The organism is Vibrio nigripulchritudo, assembly GCF_027924785.1.
In the GTDB taxonomy this organism is placed as follows: domain Bacteria; phylum Pseudomonadota; class Gammaproteobacteria; order Enterobacterales; family Vibrionaceae; genus Vibrio; species Vibrio nigripulchritudo.
The window spans coordinates 1,964,031-1,978,340 of sequence record NZ_AP027050.1 but is presented as its reverse complement, the minus strand read 5'-3'; the positions used below and the strand labels follow the sequence as shown (position 1 = coordinate 1,978,340).

The 14,310-nt window shown below is 48.5% G+C and carries 12 protein-coding genes; 11 read left to right on the top strand and 1 reads right to left on the bottom strand.

The features are described from left to right. Window positions 1-2: 2 nt before the first annotated feature. The gene (locus QMG91_RS27175) at window positions 3-365 is read right to left on the bottom strand and encodes a nuclear transport factor 2 family protein (RefSeq protein ID WP_022595880.1); all 363 of its coding nucleotides are present in this window, start codon (window positions 363-365) and stop codon (window positions 3-5) included. A 136-nt stretch (window positions 366-501) separates the two neighbouring features. Between QMG91_RS27175 and QMG91_RS27170 the strand changes: the two genes are divergently transcribed. The 11 genes from QMG91_RS27170 (at window position 502) to QMG91_RS27120 (ending at window position 14,179) form a co-directional block, all read left to right on the top strand. Continuing rightward, on the top strand, window positions 502-843 hold the full coding sequence (locus QMG91_RS27170; protein ID WP_038123225.1) for an ArsR/SmtB family transcription factor: 342 nt from the start codon (window positions 502-504) through the stop codon (window positions 841-843). 2 nt (window positions 844-845) lie between these two features. Beyond that, on the top strand, window positions 846-1,310 hold the full coding sequence (locus tag QMG91_RS27165; RefSeq protein WP_281831134.1) for an SRPBCC family protein: 465 nt from the start codon (window positions 846-848) through the stop codon (window positions 1,308-1,310). Window positions 1,311-1,427: 117 nt separating this feature from the next. Further along, window positions 1,428-1,862 (top strand): SRPBCC family protein, encoded by a 435-nt coding sequence (locus QMG91_RS27160; RefSeq protein ID WP_281831133.1) that lies wholly within the window; start codon window positions 1,428-1,430, stop codon window positions 1,860-1,862. A gap of 137 nt (window positions 1,863-1,999) precedes the next feature. Further along, the gene (locus QMG91_RS27155; RefSeq protein WP_409351276.1) at window positions 2,000-3,445 is read left to right on the top strand and encodes an NAD-dependent succinate-semialdehyde dehydrogenase; all 1,446 of its coding nucleotides are present in this window, start codon (window positions 2,000-2,002) and stop codon (window positions 3,443-3,445) included. A gap of 195 nt (window positions 3,446-3,640) precedes the next feature. After that, window positions 3,641-4,702, top strand: a complete 1,062-nt coding sequence (locus QMG91_RS27150) for a hypothetical protein (RefSeq protein ID WP_281831131.1) — start codon at window positions 3,641-3,643, stop codon at window positions 4,700-4,702. Window positions 4,703-4,786: 84 nt separating this feature from the next. Continuing rightward, the gene (locus QMG91_RS27145) at window positions 4,787-5,887 is read left to right on the top strand and encodes a hypothetical protein (protein WP_281831130.1); all 1,101 of its coding nucleotides are present in this window, start codon (window positions 4,787-4,789) and stop codon (window positions 5,885-5,887) included. 145 nt (window positions 5,888-6,032) lie between these two features. Next, window positions 6,033-9,131 carry a hypothetical protein gene (locus tag QMG91_RS27140; protein ID WP_281831129.1) on the top strand — a complete coding sequence of 1,033 codons (3,099 nt, stop codon included), beginning with the start codon at window positions 6,033-6,035 and terminating at the stop codon, window positions 9,129-9,131. After that, entirely contained in the window at window positions 9,128-10,783 is a 1,656-nt protein-coding gene (locus tag QMG91_RS27135) for a hypothetical protein (RefSeq protein ID WP_281831128.1), read from the top strand. Before QMG91_RS27140 ends, QMG91_RS27135 begins: the two co-directional genes overlap by 4 nt. After that, the gene (locus tag QMG91_RS27130) at window positions 10,780-11,199 is read left to right on the top strand and encodes a hypothetical protein (RefSeq protein ID WP_281831127.1); all 420 of its coding nucleotides are present in this window, start codon (window positions 10,780-10,782) and stop codon (window positions 11,197-11,199) included. Before QMG91_RS27135 ends, QMG91_RS27130 begins: the two co-directional genes overlap by 4 nt. Next, window positions 11,192-13,042 carry a reverse transcriptase family protein gene (locus QMG91_RS27125; RefSeq protein WP_281831126.1) on the top strand — a complete coding sequence of 617 codons (1,851 nt, stop codon included), beginning with the start codon at window positions 11,192-11,194 and terminating at the stop codon, window positions 13,040-13,042. Before QMG91_RS27130 ends, QMG91_RS27125 begins: the two co-directional genes overlap by 8 nt. A 57-nt stretch (window positions 13,043-13,099) precedes the next feature. Continuing rightward, complete coding sequence (locus QMG91_RS27120; protein WP_281831125.1) at window positions 13,100-14,179, top strand: site-2 protease family protein; 1,080 nt, start codon at window positions 13,100-13,102, stop codon at window positions 14,177-14,179. Window positions 14,180-14,310 lie beyond the last annotated feature (131 nt).

Below are 14,310 nucleotides of genomic sequence, written 5' to 3'. Positions count from 1 at the left end.
AATCAGTTTCCTTGTTCTGGGACTTCAAAAAATCCGGTTTCTGCAATCAGCTTTCCCTGTTCGTTGTATTCACCGAAGCTGATGCCTTCTCCCAATATTTCACCTTGGCGATTGCACATGTTCCACTTGGCAACGCTTTTGTTATGGTGGCTTAAAAAATAGGTGGTGACAAAGTGTCCGCCATCAATTTGTTGGTGAAAATCCAGCATATACTGCACAAGATCGTCTTTTGTTCGAGCCTGCGTCAGGGGGTCTGTGTATACCGACTTTTCAGCCAGGCACTGGTCAAACAACGCCAGCTTCTCTTCTGCTGTTTCCACTTTCCAGCTTTGTACGTACGTTTCCCAAATATCACGATGTTCCATGGTGTATCTCCGTTTTTGTTTAACCCTTGTATTTTGAACAGAGCGAGGTAGCGAGTTTTGATATTTTGTGCGGAATCGAAAAGAAGAAAGGATCCTCTATTTGACAAGATTAAGATCCGGAACTATTGTACACCTTATGGTAAACATTAAAGATGAACAGCTCAGCCATGTATTTATGGCATTGGCAGATGGGACAAGACGCGAAATGGTTCGCCAGTTAGCGAATGGATCCCTGCCAGTGAAAGAGCTCTCGAACCCCAATAACATTTCCAAATCTGCGGTGACCAAACACCTAAAGGTTTTGGAACGTGCTGGACTGCTTACTCGGCAGGTAGTCGGGCGAGAACATATTTGCTCGCTGAATCCCGATCCGCTGGTGGAAGTGAATGAGTGGCTGGCCTTCTATCAGACTTTCTGGGAAGACAAGTTTGATGCACTAGAATTCTACATAGACAAGCAGTTAACGGAGAGCGAGTAACGATGTCGGCTCAACGGGGTTACGCAGCACTAAAGTTGCAACGAGAATTCCGGGCAGATGATAAAACTCTGTTCGAAGCATGGACACAAGCGGGTGTGTTAAGTCAGTGGTTTGGTCCGACTGATCACAATGTGATTTCAGCAAACGTGGATGCAGTGCAGGGCGGAAAGTACGAAATTGTCATTCAATCACCGGAAGGAAATGAAATCAGCCATTTCGGGGAATTTGTGATTGTAGATCCACACGTGCAGTTAGTGTTCACATGGGTTCTGGCAGATCAGGCTTGTGGTGGATGTGAAGATCAGAATGTATCCACGTTGGTGACATTAAGGTTTGAGCAGGTAGAGAATAAGCGGACACGTCTAACATTACTTCATGAGAAGCTGCCTGATGAATCTGCTTATGAAGGGCATAAGCTGGGTTGGCTCAGCAGTCTGGACAGTTTGGAAGGGTTGATAAGCGACTAGGGTAAACAGACCCTACGCGCGTCAATCGTTCTTAAGTGAAACGAAGCACTGATGCAGTGCTTTTTTTAAAACTAAATAGTACACCTTTTGGTGTACATAAATGGCAAGGAGCACGTTATGACGAGCATACATCATCATGTAGTCATGGAAACCACACCGGAAAAGCTGTATCAGGCGATCACCAGCAGTGAAGGGCTGTCCAACTGGTGGACCAAAGCAGACGCCACCAGTATATTAGGGGAAAACCTTTCCTTTTACTTTGGTCCTCAGTGTGATCATAAAGTCGAAATGCAGTTGGTGAGTTTGGAGAAAAACCGAAAAGTTGTGTGGCAATGTGTAGAAGGACCCTGGCAAGAAATGGGGCATTTTACGTTTATCATTTCTGAAAACGACCGAGGGGCAGCATTGAGCTTTACTCACGAAGGCTGGCCAGAAATGGGTCCCTTTTTTGGGCACTGTAACTGTAAGTGGGGGCTGTTTATTGGGCTTAGCCTGAAGAGTTATCTGGAGACTGGAAAAGGGGTTCCACACCCTAATGAACAGAATATTTAAACTAATCCCTCACTCGGTTCTGCGAGTGAGGGCTTTCTTATATTTCTACATCACTCTTTCACAAAAAATGGGTTGATTTGTTCCGGAATTTAGAACAAGTATTAGGCAGTTAACCACTTTTCCTAATGGAGTGCTCTGTGAAACTGCAAAATATGGATTTGTTCAAACAGCTTTGTTATGTCGATGGAAACTGGGTTGGAGAGGCGGCTGAACAACAACCCGTGTACAACCCGGCAACGGGTCAAAAGATTGGTCAGGTTCCTGTTTTTGGCAGAGAAGAAGCAGAGCAGTGCATTGCTAAAGCTAACCTGGCACAGAAAGAGTGGCGCTCTCTTACTGCCAAAGCGCGCAGCAACCTGCTTAAGAAGTGGTTTGAACTGATTCAGGAAAACAGTGACGATCTCGCCACCATCATCACCACAGAACAAGGTAAATCCATTCACGAAGCAAAAGGTGAAGTCGCATACGCGGCGAGCTTTATTGAATGGTTTGCTGAAGAAGCCAAACGTGCTTACGGAGAAACTATCCCTTCTCATAAGCCCGACGCCCGAATTGTGGTGACTAAAGAGCCAGTGGGAGTAGTCGGGGCGATAACCCCATGGAATTTCCCTGCTGCGATGATCACAAGAAAATGCGGTCCCGCTTTAGCGGCAGGCTGCACAGTTGTACTCAAGCCCGCTCCCGATACGCCATTTACAGCTTTGGCGCTAGGCGCTTTGGCTGAAGAGGCTGGCATTCCACCCGGCGTTTTCAACATACTCACTGGTGATGCGGCAGGCATTGGTGGAGCATTCACCGATAGCAAAATCGTTCGCAAAGTCTCGTTTACCGGATCAACTCAAGTAGGCAAACTGCTGATGTCTCAATCGTCCGGTTCTGTGAAAAAACTCTCCTTAGAATTGGGTGGCAACGCGCCATTCATTGTGTTTGAAGATGCAGATTTAGATGCTGCGGTTCAGGGAACATTGATTGCTAAGCTTCGAAATGCGGGGCAAACCTGTGTCTGTGCGAATCGCATATTTGTCCATCGATCGGTTCAGGAAAACTTCGTCTCCAAACTTAAGGCGGCGTTTGAAACGCTTAAAGTAGGTGATGGTCTCAACCCTGATAACCAGATTGGTTCGATGATCAATCAAGCGGGTCTGGATAAGGTTTATGACCATTTAAACGATGCTTTGGACAAAGGGGCAAGCCTGGTGCTGGGCTCTAAAGAAAAGCCGACCAATCTGTTTTGTTCTCCTATGATAGTGACGGGAATGACTGACGACATGCGGGTCGCCCACGAAGAAACCTTTGGACCGCTTGCAGCAATCTTTACCTTCGATACGGAAGAGGAAGTTATAGAGCGCGCCAACCAGACAGATGCGGGGTTGGTGGCTTACTTCTATTCTCAATCCCTAAGACGAAGCTGGCAGGTTTCAGAGCAGCTAGAGGCAGGCATGATAGGGATCAACGAGGGTCTGATCTCAACAGAAGTTGCCCCATTTGGTGGTGTAAAAGAGTCGGGGCTTGGGCGCGAAGGCGCGCGTCAGGGTATCGAAGATTATCTGGAAACCAAGTACATGTTAATGGGCGGGTTGTAGTTCAATTTCAGCGAAAGCACAGACAGATTAAGGCAGCATGACGCTGCCTTTTCCATATTAGTTTTTTGTCTGAATTTGTGACTATGTTGCAAAAATGTTAACAAAATTTCGAAAGTGTGAGCTGATAATCTAGTAATTGATTGGTCAACTTCTATTCTTTCTCTTGTTTCTATAACACATAAGAGAAATTATAAAATGAAAGTATTGATCTGCTCTCTCACATGCTTAACGGCATGGATCTCCACGGCGGCTTTCGCTGCCATATCACAACACCCTGTCATTTTGATTCATGGCTTTCAAGCCAGCCAGCTAGAGCAAAAGCCGAATGCTCAGCAGGTTGCTAAAACTGGTGAAGAATACTGGCAATCTTACTGGTTAAGCCGGGCTGACGAACGGATTGACTGGCCATCTCACGAGCGTGTGCAGGGTAAAATCGCGTCTGATTATGTGTGGCCAAAGCTCCAGTCACTATCGCGAAACAATACCTGTTCACGAGGCTGCATCATCGTGACACATTCAACGGGCGACTTGATTGCCCGGCATATTCTAGACAACCAGAAACGCTGGCTGGAAAACGCAGGGATGGCACCGCTAAACATCATCGCGACACTGGACTTTGCGGGTGCTGGCGGAGGTTCAGAGCTTGCAGATATGGCGATCAATGCTGCGGAAGGAGGCGGCGTGGGTAACTGGACATTGCGACAAGCGCTGTCGCTTTGGCTTGGTATGACCCCAACAACAGATAACGTTGGGGTATTGAACGATTTGAAAGTCGGCAACGCAAGGCAACTGTCACCTTTGCCTGACAGCCGGGTACCAAGGATCCGTGTCGTTGGTGACAGTTCTGACTTCTGGGGACTGACAGCAGGTTTTCTTCCCGGTCATGACGATGGTGTTGTTGCCGCGCATTCAAGCTGTGGAGCCCAGTCTTCTGGCAGCTACAACAGTTGTTCGTCCTTTGTGGCATTCGATGGGAAGCTGGCTGCCCAGTCCAGAGGCGTAACAAGTTTTATGGCGCATCACTACCCATTATTGATGGGCGAAGATTATTCCCACAGCACGCTTATCGACAATGCTCACGAAGGTAGAGTGGCTCCGGTCAGAGTCAATCTCACTTTGCCTGATGGCAGCAAGGTACGCGTTTTGACGGAAGATCAAAGTTCATGGTGGTCAGGCAATACTTACCGTTACGTAAAAGATTCAGATTCCAAATCAATGTCTCAATTGACTTATGACCTGCTGGAAGGTGCACGTTAAAGGTGATTAGAATTTGTCCACCTAGCCCGACAGTGCATATCAAAGTGCATCTGTCGGGTCGTCTTTCGCCAATTGAGGTGTCTTATGAAAATGCCCGGTTCGGTTTATTTTTCTGGGAATGTATATGTAAGAAGGTTCGTGATTTTGCTCGCCATTGTATTGGTTGGTATGGTCACCTGGATGGAGCTTTGCGACGATGACATACTTCATCAGAATCCGACGCAGGAAATTAAGCCAGACAAGCCTCCAGCAGCGACCGGGCATTCAGAGCCCCATGCCAACGTTGAGCTCACTAGTGAGTCTCCAGAGACTGATAAACCGGACACAAATGAAAAAGAGCTGGAAACATCTCTGAAGGAGCAGTTCAGCATCATTGCCAGCGCATACGCAAAAGAGCTGCAACATCCAGGCTACTCACCACCGCTTGATGATGAAGACCCCAGAGCCCTTAATCCGAACCGATTTCATAAGGTGGAACTCCCTATTCTGGGAGGAAAACAGAAAGCGGCGATTCGGTTGGAAAAGTACCGGTACTTTTATCCCGAGCCGATTCGGGTATTCATTGAAACGCCACTTGAAATTCAGCAGGTTCACGTAGATTTGAGAGATGTAAAAGGCGGAAACAGCCTCGCTCGTCAAACCGTTGAAGGAAGTGAGGTGATCTTCAAATCAAAATCAGACTGGCCAGAAGAATTACGGGTGAAAGCCAAAGTAACGTTTGCTCAGGGAGACGATGTACTAACGGCTGACTTCCGGTATTACCTGCCCGTTGGCAAAGTAACGGGTGTCGAACCTCCGGTTAGTGAGAACGCGGATATGATCATCCCCGTTAGTCTGGAATTGAATGAACAAGGGACATACCGCCTCCGTGCCAGCTTGTTCTCCTCTAACGGCAAGCCCGTTGCGTCACTGACCGCGACAAAAAAGCTGCCATCTGGTGGCCAGGTGCTTAACCTGAAAGCCCACAAAAGTGTACTTAACGGGCATCAATCGGAGTTCGAACTTCGTTATATTCAGTTGGAGAAGTTGTCGGATTTCCCCGGTCAGAAAAACGGGTATGGCATCAGTGAACAAGCCACTTATTCACTAGGTCAATTCGACCTTGCTCAGTTGAGCGATGAACCTTATCAGCCATCAGAAGAAGAGAAATCTCGTTTGGAATTTTTGAAAAACGCCAGTCAGTAAGACATTTTGCTCAGCAGAAATCCCTAAAAAGCGGTGCATTTCTCACTTTGTGGATTACATCGAATTTGCCATGCATGCTTATGTAATAGGTTGATTAATATGTGATAAAGTTTTCGAGTATTGCATAACGGCTTAGGGCGACAGCATGAAATTGATACGGAAATCGCGGCTTCGATATCAAAAGGACAATTCCGATAAAGTGTACGAAGTGGATCTGGTGGAACAAGCATCCTCAGACCCTAATCGATACTTAGTGAACTTTCGCTATGGTCGACGGGGCAGCACACTTCGAGAAGGCACAAAGACCCGCGAACCAGTGGCGCTTGAGCAGGCTGAACGTCTGTTCGATAGCGTGGTGGTGTCCAAAATCAATAAAGGCTATGAAGATCTGAAAGCGCTTTCTGCTTACACGTCATCCAACGAAGAAAGCGAAGCGAACCTGTTTGATCATGCGTCGTTGGTTAAGCGCATTGAAAATGAGAAAGACAGTTACGCTCTTGGTCGCCAAATCTGGCGTTTACGCCCTGTCGCGAACCCCGATCTCGCGGCACTGATTTCGTCCAAACTGGGCAGTAAAGTCTGGCAACTGGATTACGCCATATTGTGGAGCCTTGGCCGGATAGGAAGCCAATCCGACATCAACACCATCAAGCCGTATCTGAGCCATGCTGACGCCAAATTCTCTGCTCTGGCAATGGAAGCCATTCTCTCTCTGACACCCAAATCAGAACGAGCGCAAACCTATCGCGATTTATCTGGTCACGCTTTGCTGGAAGCGGAAGAGTTCACTCGTAAAGTTGATCAGTTTGTGGCGCAAACCACGCCGGATACCAACATCAATTCGCTGTTGAAACAGGCGTATTTGCAATCCTGGTTTGACGAGAACATTCAAAACGCCCTGCAACAGTCATTGCCTCGCATACCTTTTGTGCCTAACGCCTTTCAGGGGATTCGATACATCCTGAAAATGAGCGAATTTCGTCTTGATGCCACTACGTTCGCTATCGCTCAATTCCAGCTTGAGCAAAGAAACCCATTTTTCCAAAAGAGCTGGCGATACTACTATTCGCATCAGCATGGTCGGTTAGAGGTAGAAAAAGAGCTGAAGTCGCCAGAGGCGCGGTTGGCACATTCGCAAAATACACACAATTATCTGGTGCGCCGCCAGTGGCGAGTGTTAAAGCAGCTGGGTGTGAACGAAAGCCCGGACTACGTGCGAATGGCTACTCAGATTCTGCTGCAATTTAAAGACAGCGACGGCAAAAAGCCCAAAACGTCGGAGATCTACGAGTACGATTCAAACTGGCGTCGGCAGTTGAAATCGGTCAATCATTACGATGCGTTTGCTCGCTATGCCACCTTTAACGCCGTTTTGAGAAAAGAGCATTCAGCCTACGCCCGAAGCGAAGCGGGGTACGTTTGGAAGTTCAACCCAGATGTCACCTTTGAAGGGCGAGGGGAAGCGTTTTCCCAGCTCTGGGATCAAGTGCCTCACAATTTGCTGGAACTTGCTTTGGCGAGTCAATGCCAGCCTGTTTGTGAGTTTGCCATTCGAGCCTTGCAAGACAACACCAGCTACATAGAAGCACTCGGCCTCGATATTCTGGTGAATTTGATGGTCAGACCCTACAGTGTTTGCCAGCAATTCGCTAAACCACTTATAGATACGCGGCTAGAGCGTAATAGTTTGTCGGGTGAGCAGTTGGTGCTTCTGCTAGAAAGTGGTATTGAAGCTGCCCAGTCATTGGCGTTAGAACAGCTCGATAAGATTGCCGACTTATCCAAAACTACCGATGTACTGGTCGCGCTGCTCACCATGGAGTCTGCCATTGTCAAAGACTGGCTGGATGAAAAAATGCAGCGCAATGGGCTGTTCAGAAGCGGTCAGGCAGAAGTGCTGAACCTTCTGACGCAACGTCTGACTTCCCATCCTTTGCGTTCAATTGAGCAGGCGCTATGGTTAGCCGAATGGTTGAAATCGCACTGCAAGGATGCGTTGTCTGGCTTATCCCTAGTCCAGATTGAAGCGCTTGTTCTCAGCGAATATGCTCCGAATACGTTGTTGGGGTGTGAGCTATTGATGTCGCTTGATGTCGCATGGTCAGATATTCCTACTGGCATTTTTGATGCCATTCAAGCCAGTGATTCTTATCATATTCAGTCTTTCAGTGTCGCATTACTCTCCAAGCAATCTCCTGATGAACTGATGGAGAACCTGCCGTATTTAATGACGTTGCTGCTAAAGAACAACGAAGCCCAACGAAAAGCGGTGTTGACCGCACTGCCTGCCGCTTACCAAAGAAGCAATGACAACCGAGGTTTGGTGTTTGGCAAGTTGGTGGCACTGCTGAATCAGAGAGAACTCGATCAAGATTTGCAACGTTTGGTCACAGACTTTATTCAGCAAGAATTTGAACGCGAGCTGTCGATAAAGTCACTCAATGAAGTGCTTTTACTGGCGACGGCAAAATCTGAAATGGCACACAACGTCGTGCTCCCTATTCTGTCTGATAGCTTTAACGCTCGCACACTGGACCGAGAACTCGATAACGAAAGCTGGTTGTTACTGGCAAACAGCAACACTTTTGCGTTGAGAGAAATCGCCAGAGCGCATTTTGAGCGTGAACCTAAATCACTGCTTGATGACAGCGAAGGGTTTCTTGCTCTATTAGCGAGTGCGTGGCTGGATACCAAAGAGTTTGCGTTTGAGTTCAGCCGCAAACATATGACAGCCGAGCACTGGACCCCAGAAGCCATTGTTTCAGTGTGTGACAACCCAGATGGTCAGGTGCAGGCGTTTGGGCGAGAGTTGCTGCAACGTTTCTTTGATGAAACGGATGGGAAACAGTACCTACTCAAGTTGAGCCAGCACCCTGCTGCCAATGTTGAGCTGTTTGTGACCCAGTTCCTTTCTCAATATGCATCGGGGGACGAGTCCATTCTGCTGGCGTTAAAACCTTACTTCATCTCAGTGCTCAGCCGCGTAAACAGCGGGCGGGCAGCAAAAGATCGAGTGCTGGCTTTCATGACAGAGCAAGCCACTGCTTCCCCGAAGGTGATGGAAATGGTGTCAGAAATCCTGACTCGTCAGTCCCTGACTTCTGTTCACAAAGACAAAGCACAAATTCTAAAAGCCATGCTGGCACTTAAACAGCAAGAGAGCAGTCTGGCGATGCCCATTGAAATTAAATCGCCGCGCCACGTGGCTTCTTCAGTTGCCGCGACCATGGAGAACGAATCATGAAAGTGAGTTATCAATACGCATCCAAAAGTCAGGTTCGTTCTGGTAGCCAATCGACCGATGTCGCGTTCTCTCCAGATACATCTCGCGCCCCGACATTCTTTGTGGGTGAGGTAAAAGAAAAACACATCTTTCGGGAAGCCATTTCTGCGCTCCATGATGTGGTCATTTCGGACATGCGTTTTGTGCCCAAAAACCGGGATGAATATCAGAACTGGCTGGCGCAGGAAGAAGAACGATTGCTGGCGGAATTTGTCAGTCGCTCTGGTGAAGTCAAGCAAGAGCTAGAAGAGGTCAAAGCCGAACTGACTGAAATGAGTAAAGCCTCGGCAGAAATCATGTCGCCATTTTACAAAGCGCAGGACAAGTACTTTAAGTACCTGTACAAGCACGACATGGATGCCTGGTATGTGCTTGACCCCGTCATCACGGTTCACCCAGATCAGGTCTTTTTTGAATGTTTCTCAGAGGACGAATCCAGTTACGGCAAACTGAGCTGCAACTACGACACCTTTGAAAACGTCAGCGATAAAGAATGCGGCACCACCAATATTGACTACTCCCAAGGGCTGTACGACGAATTTCAGAAGATTCGGGACTATCGCAAAACGCTGCTGAAAGTGGATCCCGACGGGTTCAACGTCCAGACTTCCGGCAGTGCAGCATTCGATGAGAAGAAAATTGATCTTCCCGATTCGTGGGTACGGGGCTTCCTGCAAGTCAGCTCTGCCATGACATTGCCAATGGTGAAGTTCCGGCTTCATCCAATGGACATCCATAACATCTGCCTGTTGCTGAAACGCAAAAAAGAGCGCGTTGGACCGCGTTCCATGCGTTTTGAATTAACACCCGATCAACCGATTAAGATTGTGATGGAGCCATGGGGCGATGTGATTACCTGTCCTCGTTCCGTCTACCGTGGTGATGAAGCCCGAACCATTCGCACCTGGGGACGCAGGCGCATCCTGATTCTAGAGCGTTTATTGCCTGTCGCAGACAGCTTTGATGTCTGCTTGTTGGGGGATGGCATGCCATCCTTTTATGTCGCGAACATGGGTGATATGACATTCACGCTTGGTTTGTCTGGGTGGAGCGCTAATGACTGGTCTGCTGCTGGTCAGTTTGACCTGCTTGCACCGCGAGAAACGGTGAATGAACTGACCAGTCAGCGAGTCTATTTAGCACTCAAGGAAACCCAACAAGAGAGCGCTTCCAGCCTGGCATCCCGGTTAGCGCTGGACGTGAGTGTGGTGAAATCGGCGCTCGCGCAATACAGCCAGTTGGGACAGGTTTTGTATGACCTGAGTCTGGATGTGTACCGACTTCGACATCTCTACAATCAACCTATCGCACTGGATCAAATTCGCTTTACCAATGAAAGAGAAGAAAAAGCCAGCCGTCTGGTCGCCGCCAATTTAGTTTCCGTGATTCAGGTTACGGAGCAGTCTGGTATCAAAGAGATAGTGGGCGTCACTCTGGACAACGGAAAAGAGTATCGCTCTGTTCTGAGAATCGACCGAGATCAGCGTCTGATAGGAGGCGAGTGCGATTGTCATTTCTGGCATACCAACAAACTGAGACAGGGACCTTGTGAGCACATGCTGGCGCTTCGGATGCAAGCTGCCCGAGAACTGGGCGAGGAGGTAACCGCATGATGAACGCTGTCTTATCAAACCCGGACTGCCTCTCAAAACAGAGCCAAGTCTCACAATTTTTACTTGCTGAACAAGCCATTAGACATACAATGGGAAACCATAGCAGCGCGGCAGAAGAACCTTGCATCTCGAATGGTGGATCGCCATTCAGGTTTAAAGACTGCCCACGCATCACTGATGCTATCTTTACTGAGCCGTACAGTCACCTATACCGCTATTGCGGTGTGACTTCACAGAAGTCAATGAGCGGTATAGGTAACGTACGGCATCGAGTTGATACCCTCAGTACTAAGAACTCTTCGAAGGAATATCGCGTCGCGCTGCTTTCTCCTTCTTCCCTAGTTTCCAGACTTTTTCATCACGGCACTACGCCACTGCATACCCGTTTGATTAAAGGGGAGGCGGTCTATGTCTGATACTTCTCATCACTCATCCCAATCCGATAGCCAGGAGGCAACGTTGTCTGACTCAGCCCCAAAACTGACCCGTCAGGAAATCTATGATCGCATTCGGGAAACCAGTAAAGACGAGTACATTCTGCAAGAAATGATTCGCCTTGGTTTTTGGGATAAGGACGAAGAGCAACCCAACTTAACGCAGGAATTCATTGAGCGACGCGCTGAACTGATGCGCAAAATGCGTGAACTGAGCCAGCTCGACAGCCTGTATTCTGACCCTGAAAAGGCATTGGAAGCGCTTCATAAAGAGCGAAAGAAAGCGGCGCTGGAAAAGCGGGAGCAGACACGTCAAGCTCGTAATCAAGAGCGATACGAACGCGCGCTGGCGTGGTATCACAAACAAAAAGAGAGCTTCACCTGGCTGGGTGACGACGTTTCGCTGGGGTTAGTGAACAAAGAAAGCGATGCCAGCAAGCTGGAAAGCCAAGATCTCCCCCATTTTGAAAATATTGCTTCACTTGCTCAGGCGATGGGTATTTCGGTCTCTGAACTGCGGTTTCTTGCCTATCAGAAAGACGTATCGAATGTCTCTCATTACCAGCGTTTTACGATTGCCAAAAAGTCCGGCGGTGAGCGCCATATTTCTGCGCCTATGCCAAGGCTTAAACGCGCTCAGTACTGGCTGCTCGATAATGTTCTGGAGAAGTTAACGATACATCAGGCAGCGCACGGGTTTGTCTCAGGGAAAAGTATTGTTACTAATGCCCAGCCTCATGTCGGCAAGGCGGCGGTGATCAATATGGATCTGAAAGACTTCTTCCCAAGCATCAGCTACAAGCGGGTGAAAGGGCTGTTTCGCGCGCAGGGTTACAGTGAGGAACTCGCTACGGTATTTGGGCTTTTGACCACAGAGCCGGAAGTTCAGGAACTCGAGATGGACGGTAAAACCTGGTTTGTCGCTCAGGGTGAGCGCCGGTTACCGCAAGGTTCTCCATGCAGCCCAGCCATCACCAATGCTCTGTGTCGTCGGCTGGATGCAAGGCTACAAGGAATGGCGGATAAACTCGGGTTTACCTATAGCCGATACGCCGATGATCTGACCTTTTCCACCGATGATCCCGACAAAGTGCAATCGCTGCTTTGGCGAGCCAAGCAAATTGTTATCGACGAAGGGTTCACGCTCCACCCCGAGAAGACCCGTGTGATGCGCAGCCATCAAAAGCAGGAAGTCACGGGTGTGGTGGTGAACGACAAGCTGTCGGTGGATCGTAAAACCCTTAAACGTTTTCGAGCGGTATTAAAGCAGATTGAGTTAGATGGTCCGGAAGGCAAAACGTGGGGAACGGACGATTTGTTCCGATCTCTTGAAGGCTATGCCAATTTTGTCGCGATGGTCGATCCGGAAAAAGGCATTCCTCTGCAAAAGACCTTGGTTCACCTAAAACGCCAATACGGCATCCAGACCAAGCATGGCAAAGTAACGGCACTGAACAAGCGCTTGCTTAGAGCGAAAGCCGCGAAAGGGGAAGCTCCGCGTGAAGACTGGTGGCAACCAGAGGAAAAACCGGAACCCGAACTGGAGCTCACGCCAAACCAAAAAACGGAACAGAAACGAGCAGAACAAAGCGCAAGAAGAGCCGAGCAGCGAGCAAATACGGAAAGTCAGAATGTTGAATCTGAGCAAGGTGACGGCTGGGATGAACTAGATTCTGATGCCAACAAGGTATGGACAGCCCGAGAGTACGTATTGGTCACACTTATGTTGCCTCTGGTTTTGATTCATTTGTTCTTCCGCGCACCCTGGAACGTCAAGTGTATTGTTGTCGGTGTACTGTGGCTTCTGTATCTCTATCTCACTTGAGCAAACCCGAATTCAGGTTAAACTACGCGCCATTGAACGCAAAAACAGGATACGCAGTTGGAACTGTTTAATATCGATTTTTTAGGGAAGCCATTACGACTGGAAGGGTCCATGGCAGGCTGGCAGCAGCTATTCTGGGATAACACCCTTGTTTCGCAGCTGGATGCAAACGCTGACAGACAGGAACACCTGCACAGCTTTCAGTTGACCAATGGCGAGCAAGCCATTGATTGCCAGGTCAATGTGGATTTGAACTGGCAGCCGTTCTATGTGCACTTCGCTGCCAAAGCCAATGAGCTGGTAGTGGCGGAAGGTCGACGCGACGCCAAAGACATCGAAAGACAAACCCCGGTAACACCCGCAAAACAAGAGCGTAAGTTCAGCGTGGTCGGGCTGTTTGCTCTGGGTATGAAGGCACTGAAAAGTGCCAAAGTCATCAAAGGGGTGCTAGCCGCGTTGAGCTTGGCGGCGTACTCGTGGTTTTTCTCGTTTGAATTTGCGATTGCGTTGCTGGCGTGTTTGATGTTCCACGAATACGGGCACATTCGCGCAATGAAATACTTTGGTATGAAAACCAAAGGTATCTATCTGATTCCATTCTTGGGGGGTCTTGCGCTCTCGGATGAAAAAATCAACACGCGCTGGCAAGACGTAGTGATATCGATAATGGGACCAACCTTTGGTTTGGTGTTGTCTTTGGTTTTACTGGTGGTCTACTGGGTAACGGGCAACATCTTCTTTGCTGGTCTCGCCGCCTTCAATGCGTTTCTAAACCTTATCAACCTGCTGCCTGTATTGCCGCTAGATGGCGGGCACGTACTAAAGAGCATCAGCTTTTCATTTAACAGCGTTGCTGGGTTGGTGATGTGCATTCTTGCAGCTCTCGCGGGTGTGGTTGCCAGTTATACCTTGGGGTTAGCGTTGTTTGGCTTCCTGTTGATCATGGGTAGCATCGAAATTTTGATTGAATGGCGGACTCGGCACAATAGCCATCTTCTTCCGCTAGACCGTTACGGTCAGGTCGTTTCTTTTGTTTGGTATCTGGGATTGGTCGCCTCTCTGGTGGGGATCATGGTGTACATGGCATCATCCGGTGACGAGATCCTTCGCCTACCTATGCTGATTATGGCGAGCTAGCTTTTTTTCAACATCCCATTCGAGCGCAAAGGCTAAGGTTTCTCCCTTAGCCTTTTTTCGTTTTCTCAAGCCTGAATCATAATCAATGCTGATTTTTTTATTCAGCTCATAAAGTGACGTAACCAAAGTTG

Excerpts from the sequence above, each read along its gene's own strand:
- QMG91_RS27175 (WP_022595880.1), bottom strand. The coding sequence starts at position 365 with ATGGAACATCGTGATATTTGGGAAACGTACGTACAAAGCTGGAAAGTG.
- QMG91_RS27170 (WP_038123225.1), top strand. The coding sequence starts at position 502 with ATGGTAAACATTAAAGATGAACAGCTCAGCCATGTATTTATGGCATTG.
- QMG91_RS27165 (WP_281831134.1), top strand. The coding sequence starts at position 846 with ATGTCGGCTCAACGGGGTTACGCAGCACTAAAGTTGCAACGAGAATTC.
- QMG91_RS27160 (WP_281831133.1), top strand. The coding sequence starts at position 1,428 with ATGACGAGCATACATCATCATGTAGTCATGGAAACCACACCGGAAAAG.
- QMG91_RS27150 (WP_281831131.1), top strand. The coding sequence starts at position 3,641 with ATGAAAGTATTGATCTGCTCTCTCACATGCTTAACGGCATGGATCTCC.
- QMG91_RS27145 (WP_281831130.1), top strand. The coding sequence starts at position 4,787 with ATGAAAATGCCCGGTTCGGTTTATTTTTCTGGGAATGTATATGTAAGA.
- QMG91_RS27140 (WP_281831129.1), top strand. The coding sequence starts at position 6,033 with ATGAAATTGATACGGAAATCGCGGCTTCGATATCAAAAGGACAATTCC.
- QMG91_RS27135 (WP_281831128.1), top strand. The coding sequence starts at position 9,128 with ATGAAAGTGAGTTATCAATACGCATCCAAAAGTCAGGTTCGTTCTGGT.
- QMG91_RS27130 (WP_281831127.1), top strand. The coding sequence starts at position 10,780 with ATGATGAACGCTGTCTTATCAAACCCGGACTGCCTCTCAAAACAGAGC.
- QMG91_RS27125 (WP_281831126.1), top strand. The coding sequence starts at position 11,192 with ATGTCTGATACTTCTCATCACTCATCCCAATCCGATAGCCAGGAGGCA.